General features: G+C 56.7%; 11 protein-coding genes. 10 read left to right on the top strand and 1 reads right to left on the bottom strand.

Annotated features, from left to right (window positions below; genetic code table 11):
• The first annotated feature begins 223 nt into the window (after nt 1-223).
• The 8 genes from INF77_RS01630 (at nt 224) to fhuB (ending at nt 11,240) form a co-directional block, all read left to right on the top strand.
• Complete coding sequence (locus INF77_RS01630) at nt 224-796, top strand: fimbrial protein (protein ID WP_193532983.1); 573 nt, start codon at nt 224-226, stop codon at nt 794-796.
• Between the two features lie 43 nt (nt 797-839).
• Complete coding sequence (locus INF77_RS01625; RefSeq protein ID WP_028015559.1) at nt 840-1,553, top strand: molecular chaperone; 714 nt, start codon at nt 840-842, stop codon at nt 1,551-1,553.
• Between the two features lie 19 nt (nt 1,554-1,572).
• Entirely contained in the window at nt 1,573-4,053 is a 2,481-nt protein-coding gene (locus INF77_RS01620; RefSeq protein ID WP_126817808.1) for a fimbria/pilus outer membrane usher protein, read from the top strand.
• Nucleotides 4,054-4,061: 8 nt separating this feature from the next.
• Nucleotides 4,062-5,066: a fimbrial protein gene (locus tag INF77_RS01615; RefSeq protein WP_193532830.1), complete on the top strand. Its 1,005-nt coding sequence runs from the start codon at nt 4,062-4,064 to the stop codon at nt 5,064-5,066.
• A 201-nt stretch (nt 5,067-5,267) separates the two neighbouring features.
• Nucleotides 5,268-7,523, top strand: coding sequence for a ferrichrome porin FhuA (fhuA, locus tag INF77_RS01610; protein WP_045259489.1), 2,256 nt, complete (start codon nt 5,268-5,270; stop codon nt 7,521-7,523).
• Between the two features lie 50 nt (nt 7,524-7,573).
• A complete protein-coding gene (gene fhuC, locus INF77_RS01605; RefSeq protein ID WP_193532829.1) occupies nt 7,574-8,371 on the top strand; it encodes a Fe3+-hydroxamate ABC transporter ATP-binding protein FhuC in 798 nt (265 codons plus the stop codon).
• Nucleotides 8,371-9,261 carry a Fe(3+)-hydroxamate ABC transporter substrate-binding protein FhuD gene (gene fhuD / locus INF77_RS01600; RefSeq protein WP_088204387.1) on the top strand — a complete coding sequence of 297 codons (891 nt, stop codon included), beginning with the start codon at nt 8,371-8,373 and terminating at the stop codon, nt 9,259-9,261. Before fhuC ends, fhuD begins: the two co-directional genes overlap by 1 nt.
• Nucleotides 9,258-11,240: a Fe(3+)-hydroxamate ABC transporter permease FhuB gene (gene fhuB / locus INF77_RS01595; protein WP_047367358.1), complete on the top strand. Its 1,983-nt coding sequence runs from the start codon at nt 9,258-9,260 to the stop codon at nt 11,238-11,240. Before fhuD ends, fhuB begins: the two co-directional genes overlap by 4 nt.
• Nucleotides 11,241-11,284: 44 nt before the next feature.
• Here the strand turns inward: fhuB and hemL are convergent, their stop codons facing one another.
• Nucleotides 11,285-12,565: a glutamate-1-semialdehyde 2,1-aminomutase gene (hemL, locus tag INF77_RS01590; RefSeq protein WP_041911201.1), complete on the bottom strand. Its 1,281-nt coding sequence runs from the start codon at nt 12,563-12,565 to the stop codon at nt 11,285-11,287.
• 177 nt (nt 12,566-12,742) lie between these two features.
• Here hemL and clcA point away from each other — a divergent pair, with 177 nt between their 5' ends.
• Entirely contained in the window at nt 12,743-14,134 is a 1,392-nt protein-coding gene (gene clcA, locus INF77_RS01585; RefSeq protein ID WP_193532828.1) for a H(+)/Cl(-) exchange transporter ClcA, read from the top strand.
• Between the two features lie 88 nt (nt 14,135-14,222).
• Entirely contained in the window at nt 14,223-14,567 is a 345-nt protein-coding gene (erpA, locus tag INF77_RS01580; RefSeq protein ID WP_008501923.1) for an iron-sulfur cluster insertion protein ErpA, read from the top strand.
• Nucleotides 14,568-14,601 lie beyond the last annotated feature (34 nt).

Below are 14,601 nucleotides of genomic sequence, written 5' to 3'. Positions count from 1 at the left end.
TTTTTTCATCTAAAACATGCATTTGAAATCTTCTACATGTTGCGTAACTTTATCCTCTCTGGACACAATGAAGAATAATCTGATGTAATCGCCATAAGAAATTCACTGGCTCAAAGGATATTCCTATTTAGTCAGTCATGTGTAACATGCTGGATAACATTTCGACTCAAAATATTTGTAGTGCGAATGGATGCCACATTTGTCAAATATAAGGATATTTTTCATGAACAAAAAAATTGTCTCTACATTTTTAGCCGGAAGCGTTATGGCCGCGCTGTCTCTGCCTGTATTTGCATCAAACGATTCCGGTACGGTGAACTTCGCCGGAAAAATTGTTGCCGATACCTGTGAAATTAACGTTGATGGCACAGGGACTAACGCTTCCACCGTCACTTTCGCAGATACCTATCCTTCGGATTTTGGCGCTGACGGTACGGTTGGCACCTCAAAAGCCTTTAAGATTGAAGTGAAAAAATGTGACCCGCTGGTCGCTAAACTGAACCTCAAGTTTAGCGGCACGACAACAGACGCCGCTAACAAGCGCTTGCAGAACGATCTGTCTGGCGCAGGCAATGCGACCAACGTTGGCATCATCGTCAGCAATGAGAACGGCGCTAAAGGCGATGTTGTTTTCGACGGTTCAGTACCGGATGCGGGTACCGATGTGAATAACGACGCGACCGGGGCAACGGCTTCTGTCTTTAACTACACCGCGAAAGTGATTCAGGTGGGGGATACCGCGCCAACCGCGGGCCATTACTCCTCCTCTGCAACATTCGAGGTTGTCTATCGCTAAGCAATGACGGGCAGCCTGAACGGCTGCCTTTTTGGAACATTGTATGAAGACTTTATTTAAATTGTTATGTGGTTGTTTAATTATTTCCTGCTGTTCAGTACAGGCAAGTGTTGTTCTCGGTGGTACGCGAATTATTTATCCATCGAATAAATCAGAAGTTCAGATAGCACTTAAAAATAAAGATCCGCATACACGTTATCTGGTGCAAAGCTGGGTCAGTTACCCCAATGATGCGAAAGCGCCATTTATTATTACTCCTCCTGTTTACAAATTGCAGGAAAATCGTCAAACCCTTTTGCACGTTATTTTTACCGGCGATAAAAAAAGCCTGCCCGCAGACCGGGAATCTCTGTTTCTGGCAAACGTTAAATCCGTATCGGCACTCTCGCCGGAGCTGAAAGAGAAAAACACGCTGCAATTTGCGATGAAAACGCGCCTGAAGCTTTTCTGGCGTCCGGCTCAGCTGAAGGAAAGCGATGCCCTGGAAGCCTACACAAAAATCACATTCCAGCGTCAGGGCGACACGCTAATTGCAAACAACCCGACCCCGTTTTACGTCTCGTTTGGCGAGCTGGCCGTTGGTGGGAAAAGTGTTCCGGTGAAAGAGACCAAAACCACACCAGGTGCCATTTCAATGATGGTGGCTCCGTTCAGCGAGCAGCGTTTCGCGTTACCGAATTCAGCAAAGGGCGCGGTGACCTGGACAGCAATCAATGATTTCGGTGGGCAAACCCCGCAGCGCAAGCAGGCTCTTTAAATCATCATGTTGGTATTTTATGTCGTCATCTCTGCTTCACAAACAGGTACTGTACGGGATCGCGCTGACGCTGCTCGCCGCGATCCAGCCTGCAAGTGCTGATGACGAATTTAACCTGCGGATCCTTGAGCTGGATACGCCCCTCGAAAATACCTCTACATTAAAAAACTTCATTAACGATAACGGGCTACTTGCCGGAAGCTACCTTACGACTGTTATGTGGGATCGGGATGTAGTGGATAAACGTCCCATCGCTTTCGTGCTGTCTGACGATAAACAGCGCCTGCTGCCGGAGCTGACGAAAGCGGATCTGCGCGATTACGGCGTGAAAGTCGACACGATCCCGGACTTAAAAGATCTGGATGACGGCGCTTATGTCCGCGATATCTCCCATTTCATTGAAAATGCCCGTTACGAATACAATCAGGATGATCAGACCCTGAAGCTGGTCATCCCGCAGGCGTATCGCGACCATGCTGCCGCTGGCGCGATACATCCAAAATTCTGGGATGACGGCGCGCCTGCCGCCTGGACAAGCTATCAACTCAGCGGTTCTCAGCAGCACTACAGTTCGGGCAAAACCTCTTCGACCTGGCTTGGCCTGGAGTCGGGGATTAACCTTGGGGCGTGGCGGCTGCGGAATAACAGCACCTGGAGCGACGCTTCCGGCTGGGAGGGCATTGCCAGCACGTTACAACGCGACATCAAAACGCTGAAAAGCCAGCTTGAGATTGGTCAGACATATACCAATGGTGAACTTTTTGACAGCGTCCAGATGACCGGCGTGAAGCTGGAAACGGATACTTCTATGCTGCCTGTTAGTCAGCAGGGCTTTGCGCCCGTCGTGCGCGGTATTGCCAATAGCGATGCGAAAGTCACTATCAAGCAAAACGGTTACACCATCTATCAGACAAACGTCTCACCGGGGCCGTTCGAGATCCGCGATTTAAGCCAGGTAACATCCGGAGCCGATCTGGAAGTGACTGTCGAAGAGGCGGACGGCAGCGAGCATAGCTTCATCCAGGCCAGCGCGTCGGTGCCGGTGTTACAGCGGGAAGGCGGCTTTAAGTATTCGCTGGCCGCAGGGCGCTATCGCGGTAATGAAGGTGAAGACGAACCCACCTTTGCGCAAGGCACAGCCATCTATGGTCTGCCTTACGGCGTCACGGCGTATACTGGCGCGCTGGGTTCATCACTGTATCATGCGCTGCTGCTGGGGCTCGGTGCCGATCTGGGGCATTTCGGCTCCGCCTCTGTCGACCTCACGGCCGCGCGTACCGCGTTTGATGACGGGCGTGACGATGCCAGCGGTTTATCCTGGCGGGCGCAGTATTCAAAAGATATTCCCGACACGGATACCACCATCACGCTTGCCAGCTATCGCTACTCCACATCGGGGTTCTATACCTTTCAGGAAGCTATCGATCAGCGTGACAGCGAAATCGATGACGGCATTTATACCTACCGCAGAACTAATAACCGCCGTAGCCGCATGCAGCTCAACCTTTCCCAGCGGGTTTCTGACTGGGGCTCGGCCTATCTCAACGGCTATCAGCAGGACTACTGGGATATGGACGGCCATGAGCGTAGCGTCAGCGCGGGGTTCAGCTCCAGCTGGCGCGACATCACCTGGTCGATAAGTTACAACCTGACCCGCACGCCAGATGCCGATACCGACCGGCAAATGGCGTTGACGGTCAACATTCCGTTATCAAAGTGGCTGCCGAATTCCTGGGCAACCTACAGTGCCAATACCTCCAGTGGCGGATTTGTCTCGCATCAGGTTGGGCTTGGCGGTACCGCGCTGGAGGACAATAAGCTGAGCTACAACCTCCAGCAGACCTATGCCAACCAGGATACGGGCTACGGCGGCAGCCTGTCCGGGCGTTATCGCGGGGCTTCCGGAGAGGTAGGGATGGGGTACAGCTACGGTGGTAACAATCGGCAGTGGAACTACAGCGCTCAGGGGTCAATCGTTGCTCACGAGCATGGCGTGACGCTGGGGCAACCCGTACGCGACGCCTTCGCCATTGTGCACATTAAAGATGGTGATAACGTCAAAGTGCAAAACGGGCGCGGCATCACGACGGACCGTTTTGGTAACGCGATTGTTCCTTCTCTGACGGCCTATCGGCACAACATCATCACCGTGAATACGCAGGATCGGGAAGATATTGATATCGACGCGGCAACGCTGGATCTCGTGCCGACGAAAGGGGCGGCAGTGCCGGCCACGTTCGACGCGCGCGTGGGACGACGCGCGCTGGTGACCTTGCTCTACGCGGGTAAGCCCGTGCCGTTTGGTGCCCTGGTGGCGCTGGACAACACCACGGCCATCGTGGGTGATGACGGGGAGGTTTACCTGACAGGGCTGTCCGGCAAAACAACGTTTAGCGTGCAGTGGGGAGAAGAGCGCGATCGGCAGTGTCACGGGACGCTGGATCTTCCCTCGCACAGCGCGGCAGGGATCGTGAAAGCCACGGTCAACTGCCTTAACTGAGGTATTTCATGAATCTACGTCGTATCGTTAACACTTTCCTGCCACCGTTACTGCTTGTGCTGGCGGGGGCATTTTGCCATTCAGCCCGGGCAGATTGTACCTTCAACGGCAGCGCTGACGCGGATGCCGTGGTGACGTTTCAGCTTCCCCCGGTCATTATTGTCGCCCCCGACACGCCCGTCGGCACCGTGCTTTATGACGCCAGCGTCGAGAGTAAAGCGGTAACGGTGGATTGTAGCGTTGACGCGCAAATTCGACGCGGGTATTTGTACCTCACGGATGCGGATGCGCGCGAAGGTGTGATGAGCGGGGTTTATCAGACCAACGTGCCGGGTATTGGCATCCGTGCGGCGTCATCGACCGAACGGCTTCCCGGTTACACTGAACAGGATTTAGTCCGGCCCATGCAATTTCTGGGATCGATCCACGGCTCTTCGACAAGTACATCTGTATTTCGCGCCGCTGCCCAGCTGGTCGTCACGGGCGCTATCCAGGAGGGCGATCTTGATACCTCACGGTTAACCTCAATGGATATCATGGGCAACGCGCCGATCGGTGAAATGCGCTTCTCTCCCACCACTATTCACATCACCACAAACACCTGTAACCTGGTCGATCGCAACATCTATGTGCCGCTGAAAACGGTCAATACCCAGGACTTTAGCGGCCAATACTCTGACATCCTCACGGACGGCAGCTTTAAGATTGAGATCACCGACTGCGCGGCAGGCACAAAGGTGGATTATCAGTTTACCAGCGCGGGATCAACGGGCGTCACGAACGGCAATATTTTGGGGATCGCCTCCGGAGATTCCGCCGCTGAAGGCGTCGGCATTCAGATCCTTGACCAGAATGATACTGTACTGCAGTTCGATCGGAACTATACGGCGATAACCGGCACGCAGGACAACGTTCCTGTCGAGATCCCACTCAAGGCTCGCTACGTCAGGACGGGGGAGATAAAAGCCGGCAAAGTCGATTCTGTCGCGACGTTCGAGCTCTTTTACCGTTGATTCATCCTGCCCGCTCTGGCGGGCTAAGGATCATTTCACTAACTTCGTTAACCCTCTCTTTTCATCTGGTTAATTCTTAAACCCTTAAATCTTGTAGGGCCGCTTACTGCTTGCTATGCAACCAGCGTTTCGCATATTATTCTGCGGTCATAATAATAATTCTCGTTTACGTTATCATTCACTTTTCCATCAGAGATAAACATGGCGCTTTCCAATACTGCTCAGCCAATTAACACGTCGCTGCGTAAAGTCGCGGTTGTCGTAGCCACAGCGGTTGCCGGCATGTCTGCATTTGCTCACGCTGCCGAAACCCCGAAAAAAGAAGATACTATTACCGTTACCGCTGCACCTGCTGCACAGGAGAGTGCCTGGGGACCTGCTGCGACTATCGCCGCTCGCCAATCTGCGACCGGTACCAAAACAGACACCCCAATTCAAAAGGTTCCACAGTCTATTTCTGTGGTGACGGCCGAAGAGATGGCGCTGCACCAGCCGCGTTCGGTTAAAGAAGCCCTGAGCTACACGCCGGGCGTTGCGGTGGGCACGCGTGGTGCGTCCAACACCTATGATTATCTGGTTATTCGCGGTTTCGCGGCCGATGGCCAGAGCCAAAACAACTACCTCGACGGCATGAAAATGCAGGGGAACTTCTACAACGACGCGGTAATTGACCCGTACATGCTGGAGCGCGCCGAAATCATGCGCGGTCCGGTTTCCGTTCTGTACGGTAAAAGCAGCCCAGGCGGCCTGCTGAACATGGTAAGTAAGCGCCCAACAACCGAGCCGCTGAAAGAGATCCAGTTTAAAGTGGGTACCGACAGCCTGTTCCAGACAGGCTTTGACTTCAGCGATGCGATCGACGATGACGGTGTCTATTCATACCGCCTGACGGGCGTTGCGCGCTCGAACAATTCGCAGCAGGAAGATAAGGGCGAGCAGCGTTATGCCATCGCGCCATCCTTCTCCTGGCGTCCGGATGACAAAACCACCTTCACGTTCCTCTCCTACTTCCAGAACGAGCCTGAAACGGGCTACTACGGCTGGCTGCCAAAAGAGGGGACGGTTGACCCGCTGCCAAACGGCGATCGTCTGCCGACTAACTTCAATGAAGGCGCGAAGAACAACACCTATTCCCGTAACCAGAAAATGGTGGGATACAGCTTCGACCACGAATTCAACGATACTTTCACCGTGCGTCAGAATCTGCGCTTTGCCGAGAACAAAACCTCGCAAAACAGCGTTTACGGCTACGGCATGTGTTCCGATCCGCTCTATTCGAGTAATCCGGCATCCAGCCCTTGCGCGAGCATTCCTCAGTCACAATGGGGGCATACGCTGACTCGCCAGTATGTGATCGATGACGAGAAGCTGCAAAACTTCACCGTTGATACGCAGCTTCAGAGCAAGTTCGCGACGGGGGCTCTCGACCATACTCTGCTGACAGGCGTTGATTTCATGCGCATGCGTAATGACATTAACTCCTGGTTCGGCTATGCCGGCTCCGTTGCGCCATCCGATATTTACGATCTCGATCGTGGCGATTTCGATTTCGGTTCACACCCTGGACCATCTGGTGCTTACCAGGTGCTGAACAAGCAGAAGCAGACCGGCGTTTACGCTCAGGATCAGATCGAATGGGATAAAGTGCTGGTGACACTGGGCGGCCGTTACGATTGGGCCGATCAGGAGTCCTACAACCGCGTATTAAATACCACCGCCAAGCGTGATGATACTCAGTTCACCTGGCGTGGCGGCGTTAACTACCTGTTCGACAACGGGGTAACTCCTTATTTCAGCTACAGCGAATCCTTTGAACCGGCTTCCCTGACCGACGCTCAAGGTAAACCATTCTCACCGTCTAAAGGCAAACAGTACGAAGCGGGCGTGAAATACGTGCCTAACGATCGTCCGATTGTGATCACCGGTGCAGTGTATCAGTTGACCAAAACTAACAACCTGATGGCTGACCCAACTGGCTCACCCTTCTCCGTTGAAGGCGGCGAGATCCGCGCCCGTGGCGTAGAGCTGGAAGCCAAAGCGGCGTTATCTGCCAGCGTGAACGTTGTCGGTTCTTATACCTATACCGATGCGGAATACACCACCGACACCAACTACAAAGGCAACACGCCGGCGCAGGTGCCAAAACATATGGCATCCCTGTGGGGTGATTACACGATGTTTGACGGCCCACTTTCTGGCCTGACGCTGGGTACCGGTGTGCGTTATACCGGCTCCAGCAAAGGTGACCCGGCGAATAGCTTCACTGTTGGAAGCTATACACTGGTTGATGCACTGGTCAGATACGATCTGGCGCGTGTAGGCATGGCCGGATCAAACGTCGCGCTTCACGTGAACAACCTGTTCGATCGTGAGTACGTTGCCAGCTGCTTCAACACCTACGGTTGCTTCTGGGGTGCTGAACGCCAGGTTGTCGCCACCGCGACCTTCCGCTTCTAACCTCTTTATGGGCACGGTTCGCCGTGCCCTTTTTATTTAAGTTGGCTGACATGCAGGATAATAAAACGCAATCCGACACCACCTTTACGCTCAATAATCTCTCCTTTCGCGTACCCGGGCGCACCCTGCTGCATCCGCTCTCTCTGACGTTTCCTGCCGGTAAAGTGACGGGCCTGATTGGCCACAACGGTTCCGGTAAATCCACGCTGCTCAAGATGCTGGGACGCCACCAGCCACCTTCTGAAGGGGATATTCTGCTGGACGATCGGCCGCTGGAGGGCTGGAGCAGTAAAGCCTTTGCCCGCAAGGTGGCCTACTTGCCGCAGCAGCTGCCGCAGGCGGAAGGGATGACGGTGCGTGAGCTGGTAGCGATTGGCCGCTATCCGTGGCACGGGGCACTTGGCCGCTTCGGTGTCACCGACCGGGAGAAAGTAGAGGAGGCGATTGCGCTGGTAGGGCTAAAACCGCTGGCGCATCGCCTGGTGGATAGTCTGTCCGGCGGTGAACGTCAGCGGGCGTGGATTGCGATGCTGGTGGCGCAGGACAGCCGCTGCCTGCTGCTGGATGAACCGACCTCTGCGCTGGATATCGCCCATCAGGTCGACGTGCTGGCGCTGGTGCATCGCTTAAGCCAGCAGCGCGGCCTGACGGTGATCGCTGTCCTGCACGATATCAACATGGCGGCACGCTACTGTGACTACCTCGTCGCGCTGCGCGGCGGTGAAATGATCGCTCAGGGCACGCCGTCTGAGCTGATGCGCAGCGAAACGCTGGAACATATTTACGGTATTCCGATGGGTATTTTGCCTCACCCGGCCGGGGCTGCTCCCGTGAGCTTTGTCTACTGATGCTGGATTCAACATACATTAGCCGCCGTCGCCTGCTGACGGTCATGGCGCTCTCGCCGCTGCTGTTGAAGATGGCCCCGGCCCGCGCCGCCGCTATCGATCCGCACCGCATCGTGGCGCTGGAGTGGTTACCCGTCGAGCTGATGATGGCCCTGGGTATCACGCCCTACGGCGTGGCCGACATTCCCAACTACACCCTGTGGGTGAATGAGCCAAAACTGCCGGACTCGGTCATCGACATCGGTCTGCGCACGGAGCCAAACCTTGAGCTTCTCACGCAGATGAAACCGTCTTATTTATTCTGGTCTGCGGGGTATGGCCCGTCGGAAGAGATCATGGCGAAGATTGCGCCGGGACGAGGCTTTTCCTTTAGCGACGGTAAAAAGCCGCTGACCATGGCAAAAAATTCCATCCACGAGATGGCCCAGTTCCTCAACCGGGAAGCGGAAGCAAAACAGCATCTCGATGAGTTTGACGCGCTGATTGAGTCTCTTAAGCCGCGCTTTGCCCGCCGTGGCGATCGGCCTTTGCTGATGGTGACGCTGCTGGATGCCCGCCATATGCTGGTCTTTGGAAAGAACTGCCTGTTCCAGGAAGTGCTCGACAACTTCGGCATTCGCAACGCCTGGGAAGGCGAGATGACGTTCTGGGGAAGCACCGCCGTGGGCATCGACCGCCTGGCGGCGTTTCGAGACGTCGACGTGCTGTGCTTTGACCACGGCAACGAGCGTGAAATGCAAACCCTGATGGCGACCCCGCTATGGCAGGCGATGCCGTTCGTGCGCGAGCAGCGCTTCCTGCGCGCCCCTGCGGTATGGTTTTACGGCGCGACGCTGTCGGCAATGCACTTTGCCCGCGTGCTGGACAACGTGATGGGGGGCAAAGCATGAGTACGCGTATTGCCCGTTTCCCGGCGCTGCTGCTGGGGCTGATTTTTCTGGCGGCGCTGGCGCTAACCGGGTTCAACCTCTCCACGGCACTGCCGCGCGAGCAGTGGGCGGCCGCGTTTGCCGCTCCGGATATCGACAATATTCAGCAGATGTTGTTCCACTACAGCCTGCTGCCGCGTCTTAGCATCTCCCTGCTGGTCGGAGCGGGGCTGGGGCTGGTGGGCGTGCTGTTCCAGCAGGTGCTGCGTAACCCGCTGGCGGAGCCAACCACGCTGGGCGTGGCGACGGGGGCACAGCTGGGGATCACCATCACCACCCTCTGGACCCTGCCGGGGGCATTAACCTCGCAGTTTGCCGCGCTGGCAGGCGCCTGCGTCGTGGGCGCGCTGGTCTTTGGCGTGGCCTGGGGAAAACGTCTCTCGCCGGTCACGCTGATCCTCGCCGGGCTGGTCGTCAGCCTCTACTGCGGCGCGATCAACCAACTGCTGGTGCTGTTTCACCACGACCAGCTGCAAAGCATGTTTATGTGGAGCACCGGCACGCTCACCCAGACCGACTGGAGTATCGTCCAGCGCCTGTGGCCACAATTGTTTGGCGGCGTGGTGCTCACGCTGCTGCTGCTGCGCCCGCTCACTCTGATGGGGCTGGATGATGGCGTGGCGCGCAACCTGGGGCTGGCGCTGTCGCTGGCTCGTCTGGCGGCGCTCACGCTGGCGATTGTGCTGAGCGCTCTGCTGGTTAACGCGGTTGGCATCATCGGGTTTATCGGCCTCTTTGCGCCGCTGCTGGCAAAAATGCTCGGGGCGCGTCGCCTTCTGGCACGTCTGCTGCTGGCGCCGCTGATCGGGGCGCTGATCCTCTGGCTTTCCGATCAGATCATTCTCTGGCTGGCGCGCGTCTGGATGGAAGTGTCTACCGGGTCGGCAACGGCGCTTATCGGTGCGCCGCTGCTGCTGTGGCTGCTCCCGCGTCTGCGCAGTATCAGCGCCCCAGCGATGGACGCTGGCGATAAGGTCTACGCTGAACGTCAGTCGGTGCTGTGGTTCAGCCTTGCCGGTCTGGCGGTGTTGCTTATCGCCTCGTTTGCCGCCCTCGCGTTTGGGCGCGATGCCGCAGGCTGGCACTGGGCAACGGGTGACTTACTCAACGAACTGCTGCAGTGGCGCTGGCCGCGTATTCTCTCCGCGCTGATTGCCGGGGTGATGCTGGCGGTGGCGGGCTGTATTATTCAGCGTCTGACCGGTAACCCGATGGCAAGCCCTGAAGTGCTGGGGATCAGTTCCGGCGCGGCCTTTGGCGTGGTGCTGATGCTCTTCCTGGTGCCGGGCAATGCGTTTGGCTGGCTGATGCCTGCCGGGAGTATCGGTGCGGCGGCCACGCTGATGATTATTCTGGTTGCCTCTGGCCGCGGTGGATTTTCTCCGCACCGCATGCTGCTGGCCGGTATGGCGCTCAGCACCGCCTTTACTATGCTGCTGATGATGCTGCAGGCGAGCGGCGATCCGCGCATGGCGAAGATCCTGACCTGGATTTCCGGCTCAACGTACAACGCCACCGCCAGCCAGGTTGCCTGGTCAGGAAGCGTTATGATCGTGCTGCTGGCGATGGTACCGCTGTGCCGTCGCTGGATGACCATTCTGCCGCTGGGGGGCGAAACCGCGCGTGCGGTCGGCTTAGCGCTGACGCCAACGCGCGTCGCGCTTCTTCTGCTGGCGGCGTGTCTGACGGCAACCGCCACCATGACCATCGGTCCACTAAGCTTTGTAGGGTTGATGGCGCCGCATATCGCCAGAATGATGGGTTTCCGACGGACGATGCCACATATTGTGATGTCGGCCCTGACGGGCGGGGTCATTCTGGTGTTTGCCGACTGGTGTGGAAGGATGGTGCTGTTCCCGTATCAGATCCCGGCGGGCCTGTTGTCGACCTTTATCGGTGCGCCGTATTTTATTTATCTGTTGAGAAAGCAGAGCCGGTAATAAAAATAAACGGCAATCCTTAGATTGCCGTTTTAGCAATGCCCTTAGAGCTTCGCAAACACCTTACGCGCCGCGTCGATGGTGTTATTGATATCTTCTTCGCTGTGCGCCACGGACATAAAGCCCGCTTCGAACGCGGACGGTGCCAGGTACACGCCTTCTTCCAGCATCAGGTGGAAGAACCGCTTGAAGCGCTCAACGTCGCACTTCACCACGTCCTGATAGCGGGTCACGGTTTTCGCATCGGTGAAGAAAATCCCGAACATGCCGCCCACGTGGTTAACAACCAGCGGAATTCCCGCTTCTTCTGCGGCTTCCAGCAGACCGTTTGCCAGCTGCGTGGTACGGTCCGTCAGGGTTTCATGAATACCCGGCTGCGCCACTTCGGTCAGGCAGGCGAAGCCCGCAGCCATGGCAATTGGGTTACCGGAGAGCGTGCCCGCCTGGTAAACCGGGCCGGTTGGCGCCAGGGCTTCCATCACGTCCTTACGACCGCCGAAAGCACCGACCGGCATGCCGCCGCCGATGATTTTGCCGAGGCAGGTCAGGTCCGGCTCAACCTCATAATAAGACTGGGCGCCCGCCAGTGCCACGCGGAAGCCGGTCATCACTTCATCGATGATCAGCAGCGCGCCGAACTCATCGCACAGCGCGCGCAGGCCCGGCAGGAAGTCAGGCTGCGGCGGGATGCAGTTCATGTTGCCCGCAACCGGTTCAACGATAATGCAGGCGATCTCCTGCGGATACTGCTCGAACGCCGCGCGAACGGTGTTCAGATCGTTGTAGGTGCAGGTCAGGGTGTGCTTCGCGAAATCAGCAGGTACGCCAGGCGAGTTTGGCTGGCCGAGGGTCAGCGCGCCGGAGCCCGCTTTCACCAGCAGGCAGTCTGCATGGCCGTGGTAGCAGCCTTCGAATTTGATGATTTTGTCGCGACCGGTAAAGCCGCGCGCCAGACGGATGGCGCTCATGGTGGCTTCGGTACCGGAGTTCACCATACGCACCATGTCCATGGTCGGCACCAGTTCGGTAACCAGCTCCGCCATTTTCACTTCCATCTCGGTCGGCGCACCGAAGCTCAGGCCGCGCTGCGCGGCTTCGATGACCGCGTTACGAATGGCGGGATGGTTATGTCCGAGAACCATCGGCCCCCAGGAACCGACGTAATCGATATAGGCTTTGCCATCGACATCATACAGATACGCGCCGTCAGCACGTTCAATAAACAGCGGCGTGCCGCCCACGCCGGTAAAGGCGCGTACTGGCGAGTTCACGCCACCGGGGATTAGCTCGCGGGCTGCACTGTAGAGGTTTTCAGACTTGCTCATGGCGTCGTTCCTGGTTCGTATAAAATGATTAAGCACACTATTCTAAGTGATCCGCAGAAGGTTATGAAATTTTTAGCCTGTTAATGCTTTAAGATTTGTTAAGTATTTTTCAGGCGTCGCAGGGAAGGTCTCTGGTAAAATCTTCGCGGCTTTTTGTATGACGAATAAGAACAGGACATGAAATCAGATTCCCCGTCTTTTGAAGAACAACAGTTTACGCGCGCCCAGCACCGAGTCAGCATTCGGCGGCTGCTCAATCGCGATAAAACGCCGCTGGCGATCCTGCTGGCCGCTGCCGTGGTGGGTACCCTTGCAGGGCTGGTTGGCGTGGCGTTTGAAAAAGCGGTTAACGCCGTACTCAACTGGCGAGTGGGTACCGTAGCCGGTTTTGCCGATCGCGAATGGCTGGTCTGGGTAGCGGCATTCGGCCTGTCTGCGCTGTTTGCCATGGTGGGGTATTTTCTGGTGCGTAAATTCGCCCCGGAGGCGGGCGGGTCTGGCATCCCGGAAATTGAAGGCGCGCTGGAGGAGCTGCGCCCGGTGCGCTGGTGGCGGGTGATCCCGGTTAAGTTTATTGGCGGCATGGGGACGCTGGGCGCAGGGATGGTGCTCGGCCGGGAAGGGCCAACGGTGCAGCTGGGGGGGAACGTCGGCCGCATGGTGGGCGATCTGTTCCGCATGCGCAGCGCCGAGGCGCGCCATACGCTGCTGGCCACCGGTGCAGCGGCGGGGCTTTCTGCGGCGTTTAACGCGCCGCTGGCCGGTATTTTGTTCATCATCGAAGAGATGCGCGCGCAGTTCCGCTACAACCTGATCTCCATTAAAGCGGTGTTTACCGGCGTCATTATGTCGAGCATCGTCTTTCGCATTTTTAATGGCGAAGGGGCGGTGATTGAAGTCGGTAAACTGACCAACGCACCGGTTAACACCCTGTGGCTATACCTCATCCTCGGCATGATTTTTGGTGTGGTGGGCCCGCTGTTTAACACCTTTATCTTACGCGCTCAGGATATGTTCCAGCGCGTTCACGGCGGCAATACCACGAAATGGGTGCTGATGGGCGGCCTGCTGGGCGGCATTTGTGGCGTGCTCGGCTTTATCGAACCGAATGCCGCGGGCGGCGGTTTCGGGCTGATTCCCATTGCCGCAGCCGGGAATTTCAGCGTGGGTTTGCTGCTGTTTATGTTTTTCTCCAGGGTCATTACGACGGTACTGTGCTTCTCCTCCGGCGCGCCCGGCGGGATTTTTGCCCCGATGCTGGCGCTGGGAACGCTGCTCGGCACCGCGTTTGGTATGGCGGCTGAGGCAGGTTTCCCCGCTTACCATCTGGACGCCGGCACCTTTGCAGTGGCCGGGATGGGGGCGCTGCTGGCCGCTTCCCTGCGCGCGCCGTTAACCGGCATCGTGCTGGTGCTGGAGATGACGGATAATTACCAGCTCATTTTGCCAATGATCATTACCTGTCTCGGCGCGACACTATTAGCCCAATTCCTGGGTGGAAAACCGCTATACTCCACCATCCTCGCGCGTACCCTGGCAAAACAAGAGGCGGAGCGGGCCGCCACGTAGAATACTTGAATGAATTACCAGGGTATTAGATAATGACGAAAAGAATTGGGTGAATTTTACCCAATAGCAGTATTCATGGGAGCATAAGATGAGTGATGACGTAGCTGTGCCGCTGGAGTTTACCGAAGCAGCAGCCAACAAAGTGAAAACCCTGATTGCCGACGAAGACAATCCGGATCTGAAACTGCGTGTCTATATTACCGGTGGCGGCTGCAGCGGCTTCCAGTACGGTTTTACCTTTGACGATCAGGTGAACGACGGCGATATGACCATCGAGAAGCAAGGCGTCGCGCTGGTAGTTGACCCGATGAGCCTGCAGTATCTGGTGGGCGGTTCGGTGGATTACACCGAAGGTCTGGAAGGTTCGCGTTTTGTGGTGACCAACCCGAACGCAACAAGCACCTGCGGGTGCGGTTCTTCGTTCAGCATTTAAGCCTGAATGCGGATTGTAGGCCCGGTAAGCGAAG

This window comes from Enterobacter cloacae complex sp. P1B, assembly GCF_014982345.1.
In the GTDB taxonomy this organism is placed as follows: Bacteria; Pseudomonadota; Gammaproteobacteria; order Enterobacterales; family Enterobacteriaceae; genus Enterobacter; species Enterobacter bugandensis.
This window is presented reverse-complemented; position numbering and strand designations above follow the sequence as displayed.

Bases quoted from the DNA above. Each gene is read 5' to 3' on its own strand.
- fhuD (WP_088204387.1), top strand. From the start codon at position 8,371: ATGCTGGATTCAACATACATTAGCCGCCGTCGCCTGCTGACGGTCATG.
- clcA (WP_193532828.1), top strand. From the start codon at position 12,743: ATGAAATCAGATTCCCCGTCTTTTGAAGAACAACAGTTTACGCGCGCC.
- INF77_RS01625 (WP_028015559.1), top strand. From the start codon at position 840: ATGAAGACTTTATTTAAATTGTTATGTGGTTGTTTAATTATTTCCTGC.
- hemL (WP_041911201.1), bottom strand. From the start codon at position 12,565: ATGAGCAAGTCTGAAAACCTCTACAGTGCAGCCCGCGAGCTAATCCCC.
- INF77_RS01620 (WP_126817808.1), top strand. From the start codon at position 1,573: ATGTCGTCATCTCTGCTTCACAAACAGGTACTGTACGGGATCGCGCTG.
- fhuC (WP_193532829.1), top strand. From the start codon at position 7,574: ATGCAGGATAATAAAACGCAATCCGACACCACCTTTACGCTCAATAAT.
- INF77_RS01630 (WP_193532983.1), top strand. From the start codon at position 224: ATGAACAAAAAAATTGTCTCTACATTTTTAGCCGGAAGCGTTATGGCC.
- fhuB (WP_047367358.1), top strand. From the start codon at position 9,258: ATGAGTACGCGTATTGCCCGTTTCCCGGCGCTGCTGCTGGGGCTGATT.
- INF77_RS01615 (WP_193532830.1), top strand. From the start codon at position 4,062: ATGAATCTACGTCGTATCGTTAACACTTTCCTGCCACCGTTACTGCTT.
- fhuA (WP_045259489.1), top strand. From the start codon at position 5,268: ATGGCGCTTTCCAATACTGCTCAGCCAATTAACACGTCGCTGCGTAAA.
- erpA (WP_008501923.1), top strand. From the start codon at position 14,223: ATGAGTGATGACGTAGCTGTGCCGCTGGAGTTTACCGAAGCAGCAGCC.